21 protein-coding genes are annotated in these 23610 nt (G+C 64.6%); 10 read left to right on the forward strand and 11 right to left on the reverse strand.

The features are described 5' to 3' along the window. The first annotated feature begins 9 nt into the window (after window positions 1-9). The 4 genes from OG203_RS16900 (at window position 10) to OG203_RS16915 (ending at window position 4849) form a co-directional block, all read left to right on the forward strand. Window positions 10-2361, forward strand: coding sequence for an FtsX-like permease family protein (locus OG203_RS16900; RefSeq protein ID WP_405166606.1), 2352 nt, complete (start codon window positions 10-12; stop codon window positions 2359-2361). Window positions 2362-2404: 43 nt separating this feature from the next. After that, complete coding sequence (locus OG203_RS16905; protein WP_405166607.1) at window positions 2405-2896, forward strand: nitroreductase family deazaflavin-dependent oxidoreductase; 492 nt, start codon at window positions 2405-2407, stop codon at window positions 2894-2896. A gap of 117 nt (window positions 2897-3013) precedes the next feature. After that, the gene (locus OG203_RS16910; protein ID WP_405166608.1) at window positions 3014-3883 is read left to right on the forward strand and encodes a hypothetical protein; all 870 of its coding nucleotides are present in this window, start codon (window positions 3014-3016) and stop codon (window positions 3881-3883) included. Window positions 3884-4045: 162 nt separating this feature from the next. After that, entirely contained in the window at window positions 4046-4849 is an 804-nt protein-coding gene (locus tag OG203_RS16915) for an SAM-dependent methyltransferase (RefSeq protein WP_405166609.1), read from the forward strand. 54 nt (window positions 4850-4903) lie between these two features. Here the strand turns inward: OG203_RS16915 and OG203_RS16920 are convergent, their stop codons facing one another. Continuing rightward, window positions 4904-5377, reverse strand: coding sequence for a GbsR/MarR family transcriptional regulator (locus tag OG203_RS16920; RefSeq protein WP_405166610.1), 474 nt, complete (start codon window positions 5375-5377; stop codon window positions 4904-4906). 76 nt (window positions 5378-5453) lie between these two features. Between OG203_RS16920 and OG203_RS16925 the strand changes: the two genes are divergently transcribed. Together OG203_RS16925 and OG203_RS16930 are read left to right on the forward strand one after the other, a co-directional pair. Continuing rightward, entirely contained in the window at window positions 5454-6371 is a 918-nt protein-coding gene (locus OG203_RS16925; protein WP_405166611.1) for an ATP-binding cassette domain-containing protein, read from the forward strand. 43 nt (window positions 6372-6414) lie between these two features. Continuing rightward, complete coding sequence (locus tag OG203_RS16930) at window positions 6415-7203, forward strand: ABC transporter permease subunit (RefSeq protein ID WP_405166612.1); 789 nt, start codon at window positions 6415-6417, stop codon at window positions 7201-7203. A 258-nt stretch (window positions 7204-7461) separates the two neighbouring features. Here the strand turns inward: OG203_RS16930 and OG203_RS16935 are convergent, their stop codons facing one another. Continuing rightward, window positions 7462-9267: an enoyl-CoA hydratase-related protein gene (locus OG203_RS16935; RefSeq protein WP_405166613.1), complete on the reverse strand. Its 1806-nt coding sequence runs from the start codon at window positions 9265-9267 to the stop codon at window positions 7462-7464. A gap of 361 nt (window positions 9268-9628) precedes the next feature. Here OG203_RS16935 and OG203_RS16940 point away from each other — a divergent pair, with 361 nt between their 5' ends. Then, the gene (locus OG203_RS16940; protein WP_405166614.1) at window positions 9629-11029 is read left to right on the forward strand and encodes an amino acid permease; all 1401 of its coding nucleotides are present in this window, start codon (window positions 9629-9631) and stop codon (window positions 11027-11029) included. A gap of 137 nt (window positions 11030-11166) precedes the next feature. On the opposite strand, the gene OG203_RS16945 is transcribed toward OG203_RS16940, so the two are convergent. Together OG203_RS16945 and OG203_RS16950 are read right to left on the reverse strand one after the other, a co-directional pair. After that, entirely contained in the window at window positions 11167-12309 is a 1143-nt protein-coding gene (locus tag OG203_RS16945) for an alpha/beta hydrolase (protein WP_405166615.1), read from the reverse strand. A gap of 300 nt (window positions 12310-12609) precedes the next feature. Beyond that, window positions 12610-13833 (reverse strand): MFS transporter, encoded by a 1224-nt coding sequence (locus tag OG203_RS16950; protein ID WP_405166616.1) that lies wholly within the window; start codon window positions 13831-13833, stop codon window positions 12610-12612. Between the two features lie 61 nt (window positions 13834-13894). On the opposite strand from OG203_RS16950, the gene OG203_RS16955 reads away from it, so the two are divergent. The 3 genes from OG203_RS16955 to OG203_RS16965 all read left to right on the forward strand — a co-directional run bounded on the left by OG203_RS16955 (window position 13895) and on the right by OG203_RS16965 (window position 16776). Then, window positions 13895-14872: an ArsR/SmtB family transcription factor gene (locus OG203_RS16955; protein WP_405166617.1), complete on the forward strand. Its 978-nt coding sequence runs from the start codon at window positions 13895-13897 to the stop codon at window positions 14870-14872. A gap of 443 nt (window positions 14873-15315) precedes the next feature. Beyond that, complete coding sequence (locus OG203_RS16960; protein ID WP_405166618.1) at window positions 15316-15744, forward strand: hypothetical protein; 429 nt, start codon at window positions 15316-15318, stop codon at window positions 15742-15744. 3 nt (window positions 15745-15747) lie between these two features. Continuing rightward, entirely contained in the window at window positions 15748-16776 is a 1029-nt protein-coding gene (locus OG203_RS16965; protein WP_405166619.1) for a tyrosine-type recombinase/integrase, read from the forward strand. 420 nt (window positions 16777-17196) lie between these two features. Here the strand turns inward: OG203_RS16965 and OG203_RS16970 are convergent, their stop codons facing one another. The 7 genes from OG203_RS16970 to OG203_RS17000 form a co-directional block, all read right to left on the reverse strand. Further along, window positions 17197-17400 carry a hypothetical protein gene (locus OG203_RS16970; protein ID WP_405166620.1) on the reverse strand — a complete coding sequence of 68 codons (204 nt, stop codon included), beginning with the start codon at window positions 17398-17400 and terminating at the stop codon, window positions 17197-17199. A 170-nt stretch (window positions 17401-17570) separates the two neighbouring features. Next, window positions 17571-18059 carry a hypothetical protein gene (locus OG203_RS16975; RefSeq protein WP_405166621.1) on the reverse strand — a complete coding sequence of 163 codons (489 nt, stop codon included), beginning with the start codon at window positions 18057-18059 and terminating at the stop codon, window positions 17571-17573. Further along, the gene (locus OG203_RS16980; protein ID WP_405166622.1) at window positions 18052-18420 is read right to left on the reverse strand and encodes a hypothetical protein; all 369 of its coding nucleotides are present in this window, start codon (window positions 18418-18420) and stop codon (window positions 18052-18054) included. The genes OG203_RS16975 and OG203_RS16980 overlap by 8 nt, the downstream gene beginning before the upstream one ends. An 860-nt stretch (window positions 18421-19280) precedes the next feature. Next, window positions 19281-19940 (reverse strand): hypothetical protein, encoded by a 660-nt coding sequence (locus tag OG203_RS16985; RefSeq protein WP_405166623.1) that lies wholly within the window; start codon window positions 19938-19940, stop codon window positions 19281-19283. Beyond that, window positions 19937-20476 carry an SMI1/KNR4 family protein gene (locus OG203_RS16990; RefSeq protein ID WP_405166624.1) on the reverse strand — a complete coding sequence of 180 codons (540 nt, stop codon included), beginning with the start codon at window positions 20474-20476 and terminating at the stop codon, window positions 19937-19939. The genes OG203_RS16985 and OG203_RS16990 overlap by 4 nt, the downstream gene beginning before the upstream one ends. A gap of 37 nt (window positions 20477-20513) precedes the next feature. Beyond that, entirely contained in the window at window positions 20514-21206 is a 693-nt protein-coding gene (locus OG203_RS16995; protein ID WP_405166625.1) for a hypothetical protein, read from the reverse strand. Window positions 21207-22000: 794 nt separating this feature from the next. Beyond that, entirely contained in the window at window positions 22001-22678 is a 678-nt protein-coding gene (locus tag OG203_RS17000; protein WP_405166626.1) for an MspA family porin, read from the reverse strand. Window positions 22679-23610: the final 932 nt, after the last annotated feature.

Raw genomic sequence — 23610 nt, forward strand, 5'->3', positions numbered from 1 at the left:
ACGATGTTCATGGCCTCGAATCGGGTGCTGTCCAAGAAGATTCTGCGTGACCTGCGCAGGCGAACCGCGCAGGTAGCCGCGATCGCGACCACTGTGCTGCTCGGGGTGCTGCTGTTCATCGCCAGCTACGACTCGTTCCGCAACCTCGAAACCTCCTACCAGCGCACCTACGATCGCCTGCACCTGGCCGACTTCACCGCCACCGGAGGCGATCCCGCGACTATCGCTGCCGCGGTCGGTGGCGCCGACGGTGTCGCCCTGGTCACGCAACGCACCCAGACCGATGTTCCGTTCTCGATCGGGGACACCAAATTGTTCGGACGCGTGGCGGGGTTGCCGCAGCCCGGCGGCCCGCGTATCAACGAAATCCAGTTGACCGCAGGACAATTGCCGGATCCCGCACAGACCGATCAGGTCGTCCTCGAGCAGCACGCCGCCGATACCTTCCACCTCAAAACCGGTGACCGGCTTCAGATCTTCGACGGCACCGACTGGCACACCGTCACGATCTGCGGTATCGCCCGCTCCGCCGAATACCTGTGGCCCGCCCGCAACCGCCAAGAGGCCCTCGGCGATCCCCACTCCTTCGCCGTCGCCTTCGCCCCACAACCCGAAGCTTTGCGACTCACCGGCGCGCCGAGGCCAAACCAGACTCTGGTCGAAATGACCAGCACGGCAACACAAGCCGACCGCGACAAGGTTATGGCGGCATTACGCTCAGCAGGTGCGCTTGATGTTGTGACACAGGCCGAACAACCCTCCAACGCAATCCTGCACGAAGACCTCAACGGCTTCTCCGAACTCGCCGTCGGGTTCCCGGCGTTGTTCTTGGCCGCTGCGGCGATCGCCGAATACGTGCTGATCACCAGGCTGGTGCACACCGAGCGCCCGATCATCGGCACCCTGCTGGCGATGGGCGCCCGGCGACGCAGCGTGGTCGGCCACTACGTGAGCTACGGCGTCGGCATCGCCGCCGTCGGCGCGCTACTCGGAGTCCTCGGCGGATTCGTCGCCACCTCCGCGGTCACCTCGGCCTACACCTCCGCCCTCGGCATCCCCGACACGGTCGTCGACCACCGAATCCCCACCGCCTTAATCGGATTCGCGCTCGGCTTGCTCACCGGGCTCATCGCCGGTCTGGCACCCGCGATCGCCGCGGCGCGGCTCGCGCCCGCCGAAGCCATGCGCGGCGACGGCGTCCGCACCGCCCAGGCCGGACCGCTCGCTCGATGGTCCGCACGCCAGCATCGGCTGCCCGTCGTAGCGCGGATGGCGCTACGCTCCTTGACCCGGGGCCGACGCCGCACGATCGCGACCATGGTGGGCACCGTGCTCTCGCTGACCCTGATCCTCGCCTCGGTCGGCATGCTCACCAGCATGCGCACCGTGCTCGATCTGCAGTTCCATCAGATCGAACGCGAAGACGCCAGCGTCTACCTCTCCCCCGGCGCCGAAGACCTCGCCACCCGACTGCGCGACCTGCCCGGCGTCACCGCCGTCGAACCGGCCTCAACCACCCCGGTCACCGTCACCGCCGGCGACCGGTCCTACTCGACGACCCTCAACGGGCTCGCCCCGAACACGACGATGCACGGATTCCGTACCCCTGACGGCCAAACCCGGACGCTACCCGCCGATGGTCTCCTCGCCGGTGCGCCACTGGCCGACCGCCTCGGCATCGCCGCGGGCGACACCGTCACGCTCACCCCCGCCTTCGGCGCCCCGCAGCAGCAACGCGTAACCGGCTTCGTCGACGAACCGCTGGGCACCTTCCTCTACGCCACCGACGCCACGGCGAGCCGCCTCGGCGGCCTGGGCCTGCACGGATATCTGGTCCGGTTCGACGCAGGCGCCGATCACGACGCACTACGCGCGAGGATCACCTCGCTGCCCGGCGTCGTCATCTACACCGACACCCACGCACTGGAAGATCAAGCCGGCCAATTCCTCGGCCTGTTCTGGGTTTTCATCATCGTCATGCTGATCCTCGGCGCGATACTCGCCTTCACCGTCATCTACGTCACGATGACCGTCAACCTCGCCGAACGCACCACCGAACTGGCAACCCTGCGTGCCGCGGGCGTACCGGTCCGGCGCCTCACCGCCGCACTGGCCACCGAAAACCTCGCCGCGACACTGCTCGCCGTCCCCCTCGGGCTGGCCACCGGAATCGCCGCGGCCTGGGCGTTTCTGCGCTCGTTCAACAACGACATGTTCAGCCTGCACCTCTCCCTCGGCCCGCTCCCCCCGCTACTCGCCGTCATCGCGGTCCTGGCCGCCGCCGCACTATCGCAACTCCCGGCCGGGCGCCTCGTCGAACAAATCGACATCGCGCGCGTCGTCCGCGAGCGCGCTCAGTGACCGCAACCCCGATTCCGATCAATCCCATTGAAGGAGAACAGAAATGGCCACGACAAGCCTGACCGCCGCACTCGGCGCCCGTGCGCTGCACACCCGATGGCTGGTTCGCGCGCCGATCCAGCTCTACCGAGCGGGGCTCGGTTTCCTGTTCGGCTCACGCATGCTGATGCTGCAACATATCGGACGAAAATCCGGCGAAACCAGGTACGTCGTGCTCGAAGTCGTCGACCGGCCGGCCCCCGGCGAATACGTCATCGTGTCCGGGTTCGGTACTCGAGCCCAGTGGTATCGCAATATTCGAACGAACCCGCAGGTTCGGATCTCCACCGGCACCACGAGAAACCGACCCGGCATCGCGACACCGATGACCGGGGAAGAGTCCGCCACAGCCCTCGCCCACTACGTCCGCGACCACCCCGCGGCATGGAAAAAGCTGAGAGCCACCATCGAGCACGCGACCGGTAAGCCTGTCGACACGCTACCGATGGTGCGCCTGAGGATGGCGGCGGCCCCAGGCGACGGACGCATCGGCTGACTCTCTTGTCCGCCAGCCGACAACTGGACCGCGGACCTGTGACAATCGACAACACCTGCGTGCATTAACGTCGATGTTCGCGTCGAACGCCGCGGAAAGACAAGGAAGAGTCGTCAAATGAGGCTGATCGGCCGCACGGGCTGGAGCGCGACCGCAGCGGCTGTGCTGCTGGCCGCCGCGTGCGCGACGGACAGCCATCCCGACCGTGCACTCACGACGTCGACCACTACACCGCGACGGTCCACGGTCCCCGCTGCCGACTACACATTCCCGACGGAATGGGCGGGCAATTACACCTTCCAGTGGAGCGCCGCCGACGGCATCGATCTGGCGGCTCCGAACGCGGCCGTGGTCCGGGCATTCGCCGAGAGCAAGCGCTTGGCCATGTCGGTGGGCAACACCCTGTCCTATCCCGGGTACTCGGCAGCAGTCTCGGCAGTGGATTGGTTGAACACCCCCGACGGCGGCGCGTATCCCGTCGGCGCCGAACACGGCGATTGGCAACTGCGATGGTCAGGCACTTTCCTCGCTCGAATCATGCGAATCCAGCTCCAGCCCAAGGGATTCGCCGCCGCCTACTGCCTCGACTACACCAACGTCGCCGACTCGATCGACGGTGGCTCCACCTACCGCTGGAACAGGCCCGGCCAACGCGGCGAACCCCGGCGGGGCTGGCTGATCGGGTTCACCGCCCAAGACCTCGCCGATAACATCCCCGACCAGCCCGTCACTACCTCTCTTACCCCGGGACCGCCCGACCGAGCACCCCACTACAACGTGTTCGAGGGCCTGCGAGTGACCCGAGCGTGGGGGCCCACACCGCACGACGTCGACAGCGCGACGCTGGTCGAAGCATGCACGACGTGGACGCGTAACAACCCGCAGACCAACCCTGTGGGTATCGATAGCGTCCACCGCCGTATTCCCGCCGACCCCCCGCCTGATCCGACGCCTCCGTATCCAGGCTGGCCGGGACGGCACGGCTGACGGCAGCCCCGAGCACGGCGCGAAACCGGCTGTCTCATCGCGAATTACGGCGTCGCCGGCGCAGCGCGAAGAATTAGCTCAAATGTCCGCTGAATTCCTGCCCCGTGACTACCCTTGCGCCGGAACGGTTCCGGCGGGCGTTGCCCACGCAAAGGGAGAGTGATGGCGAGTTCCGATTCCACGTCCATGGAGTTCGATCAGAGCAAGCCGAGCATTTCGCGCGTCTACGACGCGTTACTCGGCGGACAGGACAACTTCCCCATCGATCGCGATGTCGTAGCGCACCTGCGGCAAACCATGCCCCAAGTCGACGACATTGCCAGACTGAACCGCACCGCATTGGGGCGCGGCGTGCGCTACCTCGCCGGTGAAGCGGGGCTGCGGCAGTTTCTCGACCTCGGCGCGGGGTTGCCGACCATGGAGAACACCCACCAGGTCGCCCAAGCACTGCAGCCCGACGCTCGTGTCGTCTACGTCGACAAGGATCCGATGGTCCGCGCGCATGGGCAGGCACTGCTGAAGGATCACGATCAGGCTCGTGTGATCACCGCCGACCTGCGCACTCCTGAGCACGTTCTCACTCACCCGGATGTACAGCAGGTGATCGACTTCGATGAGCCCGTCGCCGTCATGCTCGTCGGCGTGCTGCATCACCTGCACGACGACGAAGACCCCGAGGGCATCGTCGACGCCTATATGAACGCGGTGCCTTCCGGCAGCCATCTGTTCATCACCCACTTCATCGATACCGGCGCCGAAGCACGCGAACTCGAGAAGTCGTTCCTGGAATTCCTCGGCACCGGCCGATTCCGGACCCAGGACGAAATCCTGCGCCTGTTCCGCGGTTTCGACCTGATCGAGCCCGGACTGGTGCCGCTGCCGCAATGGCGACCAGACGGCGCCGCGCCCAGCGAACTGACCCTCATCGAACGACTGATCGTCGGCGGGATTGCGCGCAAACCCTGATTATCCGGCGTGGTGAGATCGCCACTGGACGCTGCGGCATCCAGTGGCGATCGATCATTTCGGGGTGTTCACCTTGTATTGCTGCCGCCATTTGTCGATGAGCGGCAACACTTCTCGTTCCATGTACCGGTAGAAGTCCTGCATCTCGTGCAGGCGGTCGGCGGTGACCGACTCCGCACGCGCGGCATCGAGCCCGTCCTGTGCCGCCGCGCGCATCACCGCGTACATCGTGTTCTGCTGCGACATCAGCGTTGCCCAGGCGCCGGTGACGAACCGGAAGTGCTCACGGCGACTGCCCGGCGCGGGCACTCGCTCGATCAGCCCGTTCTGGATCAGCTGTTTGAGCGCGGTCGAGGCCGCGCCGCTGCTGATGCTCAGCTGCTCGCACAGATCCGCGGCGGTCATCGTTTCCTGCTCGGTATAGAGCAGTGCGGTCATCACCCGGGCGGTCGCCTTCTGCATGCCGCCCTGCGCCAGGATCAAGGCCAGCTTCTCGGCCGCATCGCGGAGTTGCTGCATGGAGTCCATGCACCCGCACAATACCGGATAGCTTCCAACACTCTGAATCTTCACAAATCTCTGAAACTTCGATAGATTCTGAGTCATGCAGAACGCCATCGAGATCCGCGACCTCACCAAGACCTACGGCACCAGACGCGGATTGGACAGTCTGAATCTCGACGTCTGCGCCGGCGAGGTGTTCGGCTATCTGGGCCCCAACGGCGCGGGTAAGTCGACCACCATCCGGTTGCTGCTGGACCTGATCCGTCCCACCCGCGGTGCGGCGACGGTGCTCGGGCTCGATCCGCGCCACGATGGGGTCGAGTTGCGTCGCCGCGTGGGATACCTGGCCGGGGACTTCGTCGTCGACGGACGCCAGCAAGTCCGTGAATGCCTGCGGTATCTGGCTGCGCTGCGCGGCGGTGTGCCCCAGTCCCACATCGACGAACTCACCGACCGGCTCGGACTCGAACCGAACTCGACCATCAAGAGCCTCTCGAAAGGCAACCGGCAGAAAGTCGGCTTGGTCCAGGCCTTCATGCACACCCCCGAGCTGCTGATCCTCGACGAACCCAGCTCCGGGCTCGACCCGTTGCTGCAGCAGACCTTCCTCGACCTGGTGCGCGAAGCCGCCGAGAACGGCCAGACCGTGTTCATGTCGAGCCACATCATGGACGAGGTCGAAGCGGTCGCCGACCGCATCGCCATCCTGCGCGAGGGCCGGCTCGTCGCCCTCGACACGGTCGCCGATCTGCGCGCCTCCGCAGTGCGGCGCATCGAGATCGAGTTCGCCGACCCGGTGACCCTCGAACAATTCCGTGCCTTGCCCGGCATCGCCGACCTGACTCTGGACGACTCTCGGACCATCCTGCGCGCCAAGGTGATCGGCACACCCGACGCGATCATCAAGGCTGCCGCGCACCACCTGGTCACCTCGCTGCGCACCAGCGAACCCCACCTCGACGAGATCTTCCACGCGCAATACACCGGGGACGAAGCCCACCCGATGCCCGTGGCGTGAACCCGAGACGCACCGACCACACCACGACAAGGAATCGATCGAGATGACCGTCACCATCCTGACCAAAACCCTCCGCGAGAGTCGCCGCGCACTGATCGGCTGGACCGCGGGCAGCACCCTGGCCGCCGTCATGTACGCGAGCTTCTACCCGCAAATGGCGAAAAGCGGGGGGCAACAGGTCCAGAACGTCCCCGAAGGGCTGCGCGAGGCGCTGCGCATGGAGGATATCGCCTCAGCCCCAGGCTATTTGGGATCGACCGTGTTCGGGTTGATCGTGCCGCTGCTCGCCATGTTCTTCGGCGCGGCCACCGGCGCCCGCGCCACCGCCGCGGACGAGGAATCGGGCACCCTGGACTTGCTGATGTCCTACCCGATCACCCGAACCTCCCTGATACTGCAGCGTTTCGGCGCGTTGGCCGTCGCCGCCGCCGCGATCACGGCGTTCATCTGGCTCGGCATGCTCGCCATCCGGGGCAGCGCGGAACTCACGGCGATCAGTCCCGCCCAGTTCGCCGCACAGTGTCTCAATGTCGCACTGCTCGCCGTGATTTTCGGTGCGCTCGCCGTCGGGCTGGGCGCGGCGTTCGGTCGCCGCGCCGTCGTGTTCGCGGTCACGGCGGTCGTCGGCGTGCTCGCCTACGCCGCACACGCCTTCGCCGGTCAGCTCGGCGTGAAGTGGGTCGCCTATCTGTCCCCGTTCCACTACTACCTCGACGGCGAACCCCTGCGTTACGGCTTCCAACCAGTGAATATTGTTGTACTCCTGGGTGTTTCAACGGTTCTCGTTGCTGCGGGAACCTACCGGTTCAACCACCGAGATCTGGGCGCCTGACCGCAAAGACAATGCACGACTCATCGTCTCCCAGATTGTGCTCGACACCCTCGAGATGGCCTACCCCGAAACCACACCCGAACGACACGAAGAGTTGGAGTCGTTCCGGAGCCATCTCTGACCAACGTTGCCGAACAGTCGGTGCCGCCCACGATCGTCTTCACCGCGGCTGGTTGCGAATGGAATCACCCCAGGTGACCGGTAGACTTCTTCGGCGAATCAGCCGCGGTGATCAGAGATGGCGCAGGTAATTTACCTTCATTGTCGGCCTCGCGTCGGCGATCCGTTAGCCACGGTTGATGTTACCTGCGTCGAAGAAACATCGGCGCCGTGCGTGTCGAGTCCAACTGTGCGGCCAATTCCTCGGGCGCGGTCGTCGTTGCGGCGCGCGGTCTTGTTCATGAACGCCGATCGTTTGGCCGCGAAGCCGCCGCTGTCGTCGAACAGATTGCGTGCCATCTCCCCCAACTCCTCGTATTCATAGGCATCGAGTGGCTTTCGCGCAAGATCGCGCGCGAGTCGTTCCTTTTTGCGATCTGTGGTCTTGCGCCATCGGCTGGGCTGTGCGTAATGGTGGGCCAGATCGGTTAGTGTGCGGTCGAATCCATCGTCAGGACAGATCTGGTCGATCAGACCTATCGCTCGAGCCTCCACGGTATCGATCGACCCGCCCTCGGTAAGCAAGCGTTGCGCGGTTTCGGCGCCGACTCGCCGCGGCAGGGTATAGGTGTGCAGCTCGGATCCGCCGAGCCCCATGGTGGCGTAGTGCGGATCCAGTAACGCACGATCGGTAGCAACGACCACGTCGGCCGCCAACGGCAGCATCACCCCACCGGCTCCCGCAGATCCGGTAAACGCACCGATGGTGACCTGCGAGGTAGCTGACAAGATCGCCCGGCACACCGCGTTCAGCGCTTTGATATTGCGCCACGCCGCCCCGGCCGGATCGTCGGAGATCTCGATCGCCCCCAGGTGCAGGCCGTTGCTGAACACCGCGCCCCCACGACCCCGAATGACCAGTACTCGGGTGTCTTGACGAGCCGCGGCGTCGATGGCTGCCACCAATCGGCGACAAAGGTCCGCGGTCATCGCTCCGTTGTAGGCCTCGAATGTCACCGTGCCGATATACCCGGTTCGCTCGTAGCTGATGTCGGAGAACGCATCGCCACGATCGAGCGCGACCGAATTCAACGAAAGCCCCGCCAACGCCAGCGCCGCAGCGGCCGGGGCCTTGCACGACCATCCTTCGCCGAGCTCGACGCGCAGATGTCCGATCCAGATGCTGCCACCTGATCCGCAACTGACCTCGACGCCATGGTGGCGGCGACCGATCACCGTGCCCGGTCCGGCATCAAGGCCGCCGGCTCGTCCGGGATGGGCGTCATAAAGGTAGACAGCACAGCCCATGATCATCGACAACACCCCCGGAGAGCCATCCGCGGCACGGATCCGACGCAGAATCAGCTCGGGATCAGCGGACCAATCGAACCCCCGGTCCCCCTGCCGCATCCTCGGCCGAGCGGCGGTATCGGCCACCCGGCGCTTCACCGAGGCTTGGTCGACAGGCTCGAAAGCCGGGTCGGCCGCCTTGTCCGCGGTCTCCAGCACGCATTCCACCGCCGCGTCGGCGACAGCCGCGTTGTACACCACCGACTTCCGCGCCACCGGAAGCACGAATGTTCTTGTTGCCCAGACTGGTCCGGCATCCAACTCCTCGACCGCCGACATCGCCGTCACACCCCAGACCGGCGCCGCCTCGCTGATTGCCCAATCCAACGAATGCGCGCCTCGATCACCTACCGGGCCAGGGTGAATGACCACGGTGGTCCATTTTCGATAGATGGATTCAGGAATTCGCGCCTTCAAAAACGGACAGATGACCAGATCGAAGTCACCGCGCGCGACCGCGGCCTCCATGTCCGCACTACCCGCCACGATCACTACGTGGACCACCCGCCCAGCGCGGCGCAGCGCTAAAGCCGCACGCCGAGTAAGCCCGTTATCGGCACCGCTCAGAAGCAGAATTCGCTGCACCATCTCGACCTTCTCGATCCGTCGGACCATCGAGCCAGGCAGAAAGCACCTGTCTAACGGGACCATATGCCCACCGCGTACCTTCTCGCGGCCGAATGCACCCGGCCGATACGGTTGCCCGATCGCTACCTCGCAAGCCGACCTGGAATTCGACAGCGTCGGCGCAGTCCGGACGACGACATCTGGGCTCGCCGGTAATACGGAGCCACGCCAGATCGCCAGCGGACAAAGTGTATTCCTGTATGCCGGCCCAAGCACCCCAGATCGGGACGCCGGCACCCGTTCGATACCAGCTACAACGCGGCGAGAGCGGGGGTAACTTGGATTCTGATGCGCCGGGAAGATCTGGTCGGCAATCGAATCGCGCTGTCGGCCGGAGGGAACCGCGCTCATGCCCGTGTCACAGAACCTGACCGCAGCACCGGCCCGGTCCGCGGCTGCCCGATTCCGGTCGGTGCTGCATTCACGGCCGGTGTTGCTGGGGGCCTTCGCCTTTGCGGTGATGGCCGATCCGGTGTCCTCGGTCGCCTACGCCATCGAAGCCGCCCTGCGGGCACTGCATGGTGACCTGCGACTGCTGCTGGTCACGATGGGCTTGGTCGTCGCGATCATCGGGGTGATCATCGTCAACTACCAGCAGCTGGTGGCCCGTTACCCACAAGGCGGGGGCGCCGCGGCAGCCGCGGGTGAGGCGTTCGGTGAGGCGTGGGCGTTCGTCCCGATCGGCGCACTGATCGTCGATTTCGTGTTGACCATCGCGATCAGCGTGTCCGCGGGGTCCTCGGCGGTGATCGCCTATCTCCCCGGACTGGCGGACTGGCGGATTCCGCTGGCATTGGGGTTGCTGATATTCGTCGCCGCGGTCACCTGGTTCGGGCACCTGGGTCGCACCCTGTTCGCAGTACTCGCCGTGTTGTTCATCATTGCTGGAACCATCGTCGTCATCGACGGATTCATCGGCGGCACACCGCACACCGATGTCGCCACCGACCCCGGCCACACTCCGATACTGGCTGTCGCACTGGCATTCCCGGTCGCAATGGCACTAGCCACCGGTGTCGAAGCACCATCCTCGGCGATCGCCCAGCTTGGCCAGCTCGACGATCGCGGACGCCGCCGATTCGGGCAGATCACGCTGTGGCTCACCTTGGGTGTGGTCGGTGGACTCACCCTCGGATTGACCGCTGCCGCGGTGTATCTGCACATCGGTGTCCCCGACACCGACTCCACCCAACTCGCCGACCTCGCCCGAGCAGCTACCTCACCGGTGGTGTACGCCTTCTTCCAAGCCACCACCGCCCTGTTGCTGCTCTCGGCGGCATCGTCATCGTTCCAGGCCGGACCCGGACTCCTCAAAGCCCTCGCCAGACGCACCGATCCGACCGGCCGCGAAGGTGGGATACTGCCAGCAGTGCTCGGCCACACCAACATCCACCACACCCCATACTGGGGTGTCGCGGTGTTCGCCGGTGTCTCAGCCGCAGTCACCGTGGCGGCCGACGGCCAAGACCAACGCCTCGTCTTGTTCTACGCCGTCGCAGTCTTCGTCAGCTTCCTCACCGGCTTGATCGCCATGGCCCACTTCTCCCGCCGGGCCCGACAGCGAAAGTGGTTCGCCGTCAACCTCTTCGGCGCCACCGTCGTCACCTTCACCCTCATCGTCAACCTCGCTCGCGGCGAACCGCTGGCGTCCCTGGCCGCCGCTCTCCTCCTTGCCGCCCTGCTCTACTGGGGCTGGACCCGAGCCGGACGCCCTCGCGGCATCGCCCACGCCACCATCGAAGCCGCATAGCCGATCCCGCGACAATGCTGTTGCCGCCGCTCGTTCCGCTGACCGTCAAGACCGCACGAATCGGTCCGCGGGGCCTGCACCCGAATTCGCCGAGGGTAACGGCTCCTCGTCCCGGACTGCCTGCGGCAGAGCCGAGTTCAGCGCTGGGGGTTGCAGCGGTCACCGTGCTGACATGCCGGTAGCGGCGCGGTACCTGGCTGGCCGACGGCGAGTGCCGTTGGCGCAGAGGGTTTCCGGGGTGGGCTCAGGTGGGCGTTGAGCCAGCCGAACACTTTCGGGTACATCGCCCGCCAGGTGCCCCAGTTGTGTCCGCCGTCATCGACGATCAGTGGCGGCGCGACCTGTGTCGGCGCCTTGGCGGCGGCGAGCAGCGTTTGCGCGTTCGCGGGGGTGCTGGAGGGGTCGTGGCGACTGGTCGCCACCAGCAGCGCCACTCGAATACCGGTGCCGACCAGACGAATCGGGTCGCTGAGCCGCCGCAGTGTCCGGCTGGGCACGATATCGGGATCACCGTGGAAGTCATCGGGGCTGAACGCGAGTCCGGTGGCGAACGACGCCGGGTATTGAAGCGGCAGCGTGGTCGCACAATAGCCGCCGGTCGAGTCCCCGGCCATCGACCATCCGGATGGCTCGGTGAGCGCCCGGAAATGGCGGAGGATCAGAGTGCGGACGTCCTGCGCCAGCCAGGTCGCGGTCTGCGGGCCGCGCGGGATGTTGGTGCAGTCCGTATTGCCGCCGGGGTCGACACGCGGCATGACCAGAATCGCCGGCGACAGTCGGCCGTCACGCATCATGTCGGCGATCTCGGTTGTCGCGTGGCCGCCCTTGATCCATGCGCGCGGCGTGCCGGGAACACCGTGCAGCAGCATGATCACCGGGAAGTGGTAGTCGCGGTACTCGGGCTGGTCGTATTGCGGTGGCGTCCAGACCAATACCTTGCCCCGCAGCTTCGACTGCGGCCCACGATATTCGGTGGTGCTGACCCGGTCGCCGAGGTCGTGGAAGTCGGCGGCACCCAAGGCACCGCTCGGCGCGGAGTCGGCCGCGGGCGGCTCGCCGAGCAGGTCGTTCCAGGAGCTGTAGAGAGCGAAGTTGTTGTTGACCCACAGGCCTAACACCGCGACCGCAGTGGCCTGGCACAGGCCGATCATGAACAACCGCGCCAGCCAGCGCCCCGCCCGTGGACCCGGCACCGAATTCCAGGCCAGCAAAGTGGTCAGTACCGCAACGACCGCCGCGGCAATGACTGCGTAGAAAAGGAAGTCACTGGTCAGGCTCATCGGACTGGCGTCGAATGACCTGCGCTCGCCGTCGAATCGAGTTGCGCCACAGCAATTTCTGGGTCGGAAATCAGCGTCGAGCACAGTGGGCGTCGTGCCGGGGCGTCGTGCATCACGGGTTTGGAGACTACCCGATGAATGCCCAATGCAATAGTTGCTATGCGCACGTTTTCGCGAGCCCAACGCTCGCCGCATGGCTGACCTCGCAGGACCAACCGGCGTCCGGGCAGCCGAGAGGAACCCGCACGGCAGGCCGAGGTTGTGATCACCGGGGAGCGGACTCGGCCTGAAGCGTCTCAGCTATCCAGAGGTGAACGTGCGCGGCTCGGGCGGGGTGTGGGGTAACCGGCGGACAGCGGTGAATGCGAGTGGCGCCAGCGCGGCGAGCGCGGCGAGGATGCCGGCGACGAAGGCGACGTGGAAACCGCCCAGCACGCTGGAGAGCGGGCCGACGCACAGTTGACCGATCGGGATCGCCGCGTAGGAGAGCAGGTTGTCGTAGGACGACACCCGGGAGATGGCGTGCTCGGGCACGTGTTCCTGTAGCGAGGTGTCCCAGCTGATCGCCAACGCCGACATGCCTGCCCCACCGATGAGGGCGGCGAGGATCAGCCCCGGTGGCGCACAGCGCGCACCGAGCACGATCATCGGCAGAGCAGACAGCACACCAATGATCAGTCCCAACCGTAGAAGGTGTCGCACGATCAGCCGGGACATCAGCGCGCCGGTCAACAGCATGCCCAGCCCGCGGGCGGAGAGCACGAACCCCCAAACCTGTTCTCCGGAGGTCTGTCTGGTCAAGGCGGGGCCAAGGATCTGCCAGCTACCGGTGAGGGCCAGGTTCACCACGAAAAAGGCGACTGTCACCGTCCAGATCCACGGTGTGGACCGGAACGCGGTCCAGCCTGCACCGATGTCGGCCAGCAGCCCGTAGGTGGCCGACCTCACGGGCGTGGCCAGCGGCAACCGGGCCAGGCATACCGCAGCGACGAGGAAGCTGGCCGCGTCAGCGGCGATTGCCGCACCGCTTCCGGCCGTCGCGACGATCACGCCCGCCGCACCCGGCCCAACGATCTTCGTGGCGTTACGCGCCGTGCTCAACAGCGAATTCGCCTGGCGGAGTTGGGATTTATCCACCAGGTCGGGCACAACGCCACGCAATGCCGGGGTGATGAACGCCGCGAGAACACCGTTGAGGCACTCCAGCAAGGCGACGGCAGGCAGCCAGTAGTGTCCAGTCAGCAGCAGCGCGGCGACACCGCCCTGGGTAAGCGCCGAACCAATGTTGGTCACCAGCAACACCGTCCGCCGGGAGTATCGGTCGGCTGTCGCACCTCCGATCAGCAGGAACGCCAGCATCGGCACCGTGCGGGCCACCAGCACCACACCGAGCTGGCCGACACCGGCCGCATCCAGTACGGCGAATGCCACCGCGACCGGCGCCATCGCGCTGCCCGACAACGACACCGTCTGCCCGAGGAGAAACCACCGAAACCCCGCATGCCCGAGAGGAGAAGAACGCACCTGCCGGAGTGTGCGGGCGGGCACGGCGCACGACTAAGGTTTCGGCTGGAGGCGAAACCTGGTGCGACTTCGACTGAACGCGGCGGCAGTGTCGCGGTCCCGCTTCGCGCTGTCCCCACTCGCCGAAACCCTCGGATCGGTGATCGTGCTGGGCAAGGATGCCCCCGCCAAACCGTGGCTCGCATCCTGGTACGGGCGCCACCACGCCGACTTCCTGACAAGCATCGACGGCGACCCATTCGCGATCGAACTGATCCGGCTGCTGGCCACCACGAAATGGATACCCCGGTTCGTCGCGATTCCCCCACCGGGCGGCATGCGCACGACGCTCGACGAGGAACTGGCCGCAGTAGCCGCCATGCCGGACGCGTGCGTGCGCACCGAACTGGAACTCTCGGTGGCGAACAGCCGACTCGGCCACGACCTGAACTGGCTGACCGGACACAGCTGGGGAGCCCGCACCGCCGAACTACTGCGGTCGGCCTGGCAACGCTATGTATCCCCGGAATGGTCTGCTCGACGAGCCGTGCTGGAACGCGACATCACCTACCGCTCCGGCCTGCTGGCCCGCGACGGCTGGCCGAGCGCATTGCGGCACATGGCCCGGCACAGCGCCTGGATCGACTCGGACGCAATACAATTCGGCCGCCAGCACGCCCCGGACCGTATCGTCGGCAACGACGGAATGCTGTTCGTGCCGATCACCCACACCAGTGGCTCCTGGCTGTGCGAGGCGCCACCGGACCAACACGCACTGGTCTACCCCGCCCGGGGTTTCGCCGTCGAGGATCGCGAGCAGGCCGATACCGCTCTGCAAAACCTGATGGGCCATAACCGCGCCGCGATCCTGCGAGAACTCCAACGACCCGCAACCACCAGCGAACTGACCACCTTGTTCGACCTGTCCCTCGGCACTATCAGCGGGCACCTGACAGTGCTGCGCGACGCCGGACTGATCACCAGCACCCGGATAGGCCGCCGGGTCGTCTACAGCCGCACCGAGACCGGGGACCTACTCATCACCACCAACCAGGATTGAACAGGAACCCCAGCGGACATCGACGAAAACCTCGACTGTCAGCGGCATGCGCGCTCGCACCCGCGGTCGAGGTATTGGATACAGCCGATTCAGCCAGGGGCTCAGCGGTGCCGCTGGCATCGTCGTAGTCGCGGACGAGACCTGACGGGAATCGGACATTTCATCTGAACCAGGGTCAGGTGGTCGCAGGTTCAATCCTGTCCACCTTCGGTGCGCCAGCGCATATCTGCGCGTGATGTCTGCGCCGACATGGTCGAATGCGCGCCGTCATCGTTCATGCACCCGGCGGTGCGGCTGACCGCACCCGGGCCGTGCGGTCGAGTGCCTCACCCTGGAGGCAGCATTTGGCTCACCCCGTCACACCACAACACCAGCACACACCCACCACCGAACCCGAGCATTACATTCCACCGCAGCGCCACCACCGCGGGAAAGCGCGCGCAGTGCTGGTCCCACCAGCGATCCCACCCCTGACACCGATAGACGAACTGATCGAAAGCCTGCGCACCACACCACCACCGGCCGCGGCACCGATCGAACGCGACATCGTCTACGGCATGTGCACCGTCGGTGATGCCGGACGCATCCACGACAAACACCTCCTGGCCGCATTGGGTTGGACAGTCGGCACCCGACTCGACATTCGCTGCCGCCCTGACGGTGCCGTGCTCGTCCACTCCACCGAGTACGGGGAGACGCACGTGAGCGCGAACTACAACTTCCGGGTCCCCTACCGGCAACGCCGCATCGCCGACCTCAACGTGGGCGACAAAGTCCTGCTCGTCGCCCACCCCGCCGATCAGCAACTCGCCATCTACCCACCACCAGCACTACACGCCGTATTCGGCCAGCCGCGAAACCGGGCGATATAGAAGATGACGACACCAGTCCGCAGCGTCGCGGACCCCGCAGCCATCGCCACCACCCGAATCCTGTTGTCGCAGATAGGTATCACTCCCGCCGACCTACTCACCGACACCGGATCGGCGCCCACCCTCGGTGAAGCGATCCCGCAACTGCGCACCACCCTCACCCCGGGAACCCTGCGCACCTACAACACCCACCTGCGGTGGCTCGAAAACAATTGGCCCCACCGGCGATTGGATGAAGTGTCCAAAGCCGAACTCGACGAACGAGCACGACAAGTCCAGGCCAACAGCAAACCCACCCGCGGCACCCGCAACGGCGCCAGCGCCCGACAACACTTCATCAGCGCTACGCGCTGCCTCTACCGCTACGCCGAAGACAACAACTGGATCCACCCCACCCGAAACCCCGCCCGCCGACTGACCATGCCCGCGCGGCCCGCCTCGCATCGGCAAGCGATCCCCTCACCACGTCTGGCCGAGATCTGCCACGTCACCTCTATCACCGGCGACGACCGCGAACTCGACACCCTGCTGCTGCGCTTGCACATCGAAACCGCCTGCCGCCGCAGCGGCGCCCTGAACCTACGACCCCGCGACCTCGACCCACACCAATGCCTGATCCTGCTGCGCGAGAAGAACGGCATCGACCGCTGGCAACCGATCTCCCCCACCCTCATGGCCCACCTACAGCACCACGCAGCCCAACGCGGCAGCCCACCCGACGGTCAACTCCTGCGTTATCGCAGCGGTAAACCCATCACCCGCCGACGCTACGACCACCTCTGGAACCGCCTCGGCACCCATCTCCCCTGGGTCGCCACCCAACGCGTCACCACCCACTGGCTCCGACACACCACCCTCACCTGGGTCGAACGCGCGTTCGGCTACGCCACCGCCCGCGCCTACGCCGGCCACCACACCCGAACCCACGGCACCACCGCCACCTACGTCAAAGCCGACCTCTACGAAATCGCCACAGCCCTAGCAACACTTACCCAAGAACCTCACCCACTCCTGACCCACCAACCCACCTAACCCACACGGTGCCGGTCGCCCACCACAGCGACCGGCACCATCCGACACAACCCAATCCCCCTCCACAGCAACCGACTTGGACAAGGAGACCTGTCTGGACTAGACCACGGCTCCCTGGCCCCAGGTTTCGGGGGAGATCGGGGAGTTCGTTGATATCGCCAAACCAGAAGATCTCGTGGCGGTCGACCACGTCATCCGGTGCTTGCGCGTTGGGTTCGTAGATGCCGAACATCGCAAATTCGATGCCCAGCCGTTGCGGGTCAGCGGTGTAGGGCTCGATGATGCCCGTATCGGTGTCCGCGGCGAATCCGTACAGCCCGGGCCAGCGGGTCTGCTCATACACCACGAATACGAACCGCCCGTCGATCCACGACGCGTGAACAGTGATGTCGGTTTCCCTGAGCGGGGAGTCCGTGCCGATTAGCCCAGCAGTGCGGACAACACTTCGATCATGCTCGGTGTGGTCATCGCGTTCGCTTCCCGCGAGGGCGGCTGGAGATCACGCTTTTGGGGACGGATACCCGGGTCGTCCGGGTCGATGGGTACGCCGCAAATGGTGCCAGCGAAGCCTTCTCGACCGACCCAACTCGGGCATTCGACCATCTCTTGCGCGGTCGTGCTCACGCGTGTGATTCGCCGTGATAGATGGCGGTGTTCTCGCGCCCTCACGGTGACGCCGAACCCATCCGGTCCATCGCGCAGGAGAACCCCGATGACGGCTCAGTCGCCCGAGGAACCACGCCCGAGCCTCCGGACCCCCTGCCCCGGCTGGGTTATTCTTCAGCCGTACCGAGTTAATTTATTGGTTGAATATCGCAAACCTTCCACGGCTGGGATGAGGAATCAAATTCCGCCTCCGCCTTCTGAATCAGCGGCTGCTGTGGATCGTCAGAGCGTTGCGCCTGTACGGTGATCGTAACTTTGGCCTTGGCCCCTGTCATATACTGCACTGGACCGATGTCAACCACCTTGACTTCACCAAATTGCCCAAGATAGGCATGGGCTGCTTGGTTGGCGTCGTCCTCCGTAAGCTTTTGGACTTCATCATGGTAAACGCCACACGTACTATCAAGTAGTTCCTGGCGACTGATACCTTGATGCATCGATATGACAGTATTCAGAGGCTTTTCGTAGGGTTCCACGCCGCTCGAATTATCCGGCTTCGAGCCCACGATCATATAGACGACCAGGGCCGCGATTCCGAGCGCAATCGCGCACGCAACGATCAGAAAGAGGCGCCGCTGCCGATTCGATAGACTGAGCCCTTTTGTAGCGTCATCCATGACGATTGACCACCTCATTCACAAGAATCGGGAGTCCATGCTCACTCGATTGCCCCAGCCACACAATATTCTGGAGATTTCCTTCGAACAACTCGTACGGCACACCGTAGATGTCACCCGTAAGATACCAACTGGCAGCCTCTGTCGGGTTTCGCCACGGGGACAGTTTTTCCGGGCGGCTGGTATCCCTGGCGAGACCGAACACCAGCGGAGAGCCGTCCACTCTGTACACCAGGTGAATCCACGGACCTTCTACCCAGTGCGCCACTGGGTCGATGACAACCTCACGCAGCTCGTCATCCTTGGCGGACAGCCTGAGCAATTCCGACAATGCCCTGCTGGCGAAAGATTCATCGTCCATAAGCTTCCATCCACCTAGTTTATGGGAACGTTCGTGTTGACCCAGTCCGGGCATGCCGTGCCGGTCCCGTATTTGTTCAAGGTGACACCGTCGCCTCCCGCCTCGCAGTACATCGTGATCAGGCCCATTGGCTTACCATCCGATTTTTCGTCCTCGTTGTCGACGACCGCCCGAATCCACACTGACTCTCCAGTATTTTTACATGAAGGTATTCCGAGAAACTTGCTGCACCGCCATCGTTCAACCTTCGTTCGATAGATTCGGCGCATTTCACCGAAATACCGAATGCCCATCAGCAACGGGCACAGATCACTCTCAACCAAGCGATACCGCACAGCCCATCCGCACCGAAGCCACCAACCACACCAGCCACCGGCGCCACGAACCCCTCCAGCTACACGTGTCCCCTCGCGACCCGTAGAGCATCCGCATGGCATCTCATCACCAAGCACCGCTGGTTTCCACCGATACCGAGGTGACTGCCTGCCATAACCGCCGCAGGCCATTGACCCCCTGCGCAGCGAACGGAACTCCTTGTGGCTTCCGTTTGCGGCAACGGGTTCGGGTAAGAGACAAGTAGGGGGAGCCATTACCGCTCGCTCGCCCTAACTGTAGTCAGGATCGGCGAGTGCGATACAGAACGTCTTACGCTGATGTGAGGATGTTCGTTCGGACGACTGGTCCTCCGCTTTCGAGGTCGGGCTGGTCGCTGCTGGTCAGTCACGTACTGCGGTGACCTCGACTTCACGCCCGAATGGCGACGACTTGACCAGCGGTCTTTGCCAGCCTGGACACCTACATCGGCAACATTGATGTGAGTCGGCCCGTTCCTAGCCCCGGACCGGTCCGACGTAGCGCGCTCAACGTTTACGGATCGAGCAGACGTTCCACTCGTAGTCTTCCCATTCGAGATCGATCCGCAGTCGTTCGTTGGTCGCGCCACCTAGTGCGTCGACGGGGCGGTCGTAGTAGGCGACCGCGTCGAGGTAGGCGGTGTCGCGTGTCGGGAACTCGATCAGCATCGTGTACTCCAGGTGTGGTGCTCCGTGCGCATCGAACTGTTGCTGGAGGGCGTCGTTGGCTCGAGTGATGCCGTCCCCGTTCAGGTCGATTCGGCTGTGGGCGCACGAGCGCGCGTTGACCGCGACAGGGTCCTTCGCGCCGACCGATTCGAAGTACTGGCGGACAGCGTCGAGCACCAGGACTCGCTGCTTGAGGCCGAACGCGTCGAGAACCGGGATATCGCGGGGGTCAGGTACCCCGACATCACTGCTGTCGGTGTCGCGGTGTGTCACGGCCAGGGCGATCGTCGTGCCCGCAAGCGCTAGGGCAGCGAGGGTCACCACTGTCAGCACAGCCCACACCGGCCGGGAGGCGTGCCACCGGCGGTGCCCGCCCGCCTCGGTGGTGGCGGACTTGTCACTGGTTCGGCTCGGCGGGGCTTCGGTCGTGCCGGCCTCGGTGTCGTGGGCGGGGGTGGGCTGGTCGGCGGAGTCGTTGCCGGTGGGTGTGTCTGTCATGGCTCTGCGACCTCGGCGATGGCCTCGTCGAGGCTGGTGGTGATGGCCCGTGACTCGAACTGTGCCCAGGCGTAGATGTCGTCGAAGGGGGTGTCTTCACCGGATTGGCAGTCGTAGCAGCGGCTGGACTGTTCACGAGTCGAGGAGGGGAACGCGGCAACGACGAAGCGGGAGGAGGAGTTGTCGTGGGCGATCAGGACGAACCGGTGACCTTCGGGAGCTGTGGTTGCGTCGCGTCCTTGGCTGGCGAAGTATTCCTCGATCGCGTCTTTGTTGATGGCCCAGTCGTCGCTGACGCCGAGATCGTGGGTGCCGTAGAGCTGGCTGTTGCCGAATACCGGCCAGCCGTCGCAGGTACGCAGCAGATCCCGGTAGGCGTCGTCGAAAAGCACACCCAGTCGTTGTTCGGCCGCGGAGATGTCGGCGTCGGTGGCGGGCGGGTTCGGTGGCGCCGATCGCCACGATTCCGCACGTAATGTGGCCGCGCGTTCCTGCAATGGCGCAAGGGCCGCCACGAGCTGGCTCCAGTTCCTCACTGTGCCTCCTCCGTTTCGTGCTGTCTGTCCGGTCGGGTCAGAATGTGTCGGCAACGCATTCCATATTTGTCTCGTCCCAGTGTCCTGGGACAAACGAGTACGCCAGGTAGCCGTCGGGGTAGGCACCGGATTGCCCGCCGATCGACTGATTGAGCCGGGGGGTCATTGCGACCCATCCACCGGGCGACTTCGGGTCACCACCCCATGTCGTATCGGGGGCGTGCCCGACCTGATAGCCCTGGTACTTGATCTTGTTGGCCTCGCTGGCGTTGCGTTCCTTGTTCGCTTCGTCGCTGCCGACCTGCCGTAATGTCTTGCCGCCGTATCGAGGATCGGGGACGTTGGTGGGTACCTTCATCCTCGGGCGTGGGGTGTTGTTGGCCCGGCCAATGTATTCGAGCCGCTGCGAAGCCTCCTCGGCGGTTTCTCCCCCACGGGGCGGGCACACCGCGACGGGACCGCCGCATCGACTCTTGCCGTCGTAGGTGTGCTGAAGCCGGTTGAAGTCTTTGCAACGATCGGTCTTGTTGCCTGAGATCTTCCACTCGTTGAACTGGTCGAGCGTTTCACGCTGGACCTGTTTCTCAGCCAGGTCCCTGCCGACCCGCTCCCACAACTGGCGGTCGTTGAGGTCTTTGACCTGCTCGAATTCCGCCTTGAAGTCTTCCTCGTACCTTCCGTGCAGGCCGCGGCCGACGATGATGGACCGCTCGAGGTCCTCGAACGTCATCAAACACGCCGGATCGCAGACCACTTCGCGGCGTTGCCCGCAGAACAGGTCAGCCAGCGAGGCTCCGCCGGGGATGCACGCGACCTGACGTGCCGGCGACGGTGCGGGCGGGGCGGGCGCATCCGGACCGGGAACGGGCTCGGCGCCAGGTGGTGCCGGTTGGTTCTGCCGTGGTGGAGGCGGAGGTGGCTCGTTGCCGGGTAGTACTGGCTGCGGCGCACCGGGTACAGGGATGATGGGTGTGCCGTTGTACGGGCCGGGTGCTGGTGGGATGTAGGCGCCGCCGTTGGGTCCGCCGTTGGGGCCAGGTTGACTGGGCGCGGTCGGGATGACGGGCGGCGGCGGAGCGAATGTCGAGGGGGGTCCGGGTTGTGGCTGCGGTTGTGGCGGCGGAGGTGGGCACGACACCATTGGTGAGGGGATGCAGATCGGTTGCGCCGCGACAGGGCTCGACCACCCCGCGACGGTGGTGCCGAGGAGGGAAGCAGTCAGTGCCGCGATCGTGACGGTTCGATGCCACCGCGGCGAACGCCGTCCTGCCGGAGGTGGCGTCGGCGTGGTTCGCACGCGGTTTCGCGCCAGGGCACCAGGATCTGTTGAGGGCACTGCGGCGGTCACGGGGCGTGCTCCCTTCTGCTGCGTTGCAGGGCTTCGCCAAACTGGGGAAAGCGGGGGAGAGCTGGTCGCACCAAGCCGATCAAGATCGAATAATGCGCTGATGCTATCGCATCGTTCCAGCGTTGTGACCAGCTATGACACTTAAATCCGTGCACCGAATGGACTGGCGATCGTGATCAGAACGATTGTGGTTCGCCGTAGACCGTGACCGAGTCGTCGCGGGTAGCGGTGGAGACCGTCAGCGAGGCGATCGAACGCATCGCGACCTGCCCGATACAGGAATCCACATGCAAGGCCACCCCTTTGAGCGCCAAGTCCCCCGTCGCTGCGGCGATCGGCTTGGACGCCAACGTGACCGTGGTGATAGAGCCTGGGCGCAGTGTCACCGAGACATTCCCGCCGACCCCCGCATTGGCACCGGCGTTACCACCGGCACCCCCGGACGGGGACTGAGACAGCGTGCCGTTGCCGGTGACACCCACGTTCACCCCGAGGTTGGTGTTCAAACCCAGAGTCAACCCGTTCGAGACGTCAGTGTTGCAGCCGATCATCAACCCCAGCGCGAGCACTCCCGCCCGCACCGGTGTGCTGCCCTGCCCACCGATCACAGCTCTAGCAGTAGCGGAAAAGAACGCCTCACGGGAGAACGCAGCGGCGTTCAACGGCGGCACCCTGTCCAGATTCTCCTCGGTCTTCGCGACCGAAATCGCCCATCCCTCAGGTGTTTCGATCGTCTGGTCCTTGTCGATACTCGGGTCCGCTAACCCGACACCAGCGGCGGGCACACCCAACAACAGCATCGCCAACACCGGGTACACCGCCCGAATGACCGATCGAATTCTACCTTTGCGCATAAACACTCAGGTTTCCTCTCCAACACTCGTTGCGACAGAAGATATCGAGGATATGAGACAAGCTCGGCCACACTAGCCTCCGCTAAAGCGCGAACAAAGCATTCACAACCAGAACACGCCGTCCATCGGAATAGGAGCCTGATCCTCAGAGCGGCAAGGGTTTTCGCGATGCGCTGGATATCTTCGCGTTAGCGTCGGATCTCGGCCGGTCACATTACTATCCCTTGGAGCGGCCCCGACCACCGGGCGGCATCGGGACCAGTAACCGATTGGTGTCGATGCAGCTCCTCGGAGTCACTGCCTTTTGGGGTCGCAGCCGACATACCCGGGGGGTGTTACCGAGCCAATCGCACTACGGCCACCAACCACAGCACCCAGCAAACGATTCCGCTCCACCTCGAATGCTGACCGGACCACCTCGTAAACAAGCGACCGCCAACTACTTTAAGCACACAGCAAGCCAGCTACCTCAGAAGGGAGACCGAAACCCACTACAGCTCAACATAATACCCAGCATGGAGAACTCCACAATATCTCCGTGCTAAGCTTCAGCGACGTATCTGAACAGTGCTTAAACACACCCATGTGTCATCGGTGTCGCAACGCGGGGTTCAAGTCCCCTCTCGCGCATTACTTGTGTCATATGTGTCGCGTTCAGGGGTTCAAGAGCCCCCGAACGCGACACATATGCCCCCACCAGGGCTCTTTTAACACTTCCCCGCTATCGAAGCCAGCTACCGTGCTCAAGACACCTAGAACACGCGACCGCGGCACACGCGAGAAGTTTGCCCGACCCGGCCAGGAACCTGTCGAAAACCCGACCGTCTGGCCTCTTCGAGATAACAGGGTGGTCGCTGGTCCAACACCGACGAAGCCAGCACGTGTCGGCGTGTCTCATCGAGTACGTTTTCCCGAACACGTGCGAAGCCAGC

The sequence above is a fragment of the Nocardia sp. NBC_01499 genome, from assembly GCF_045040275.1.
Taxonomy (GTDB): domain Bacteria; phylum Actinomycetota; class Actinomycetes; order Mycobacteriales; family Mycobacteriaceae; genus Nocardia.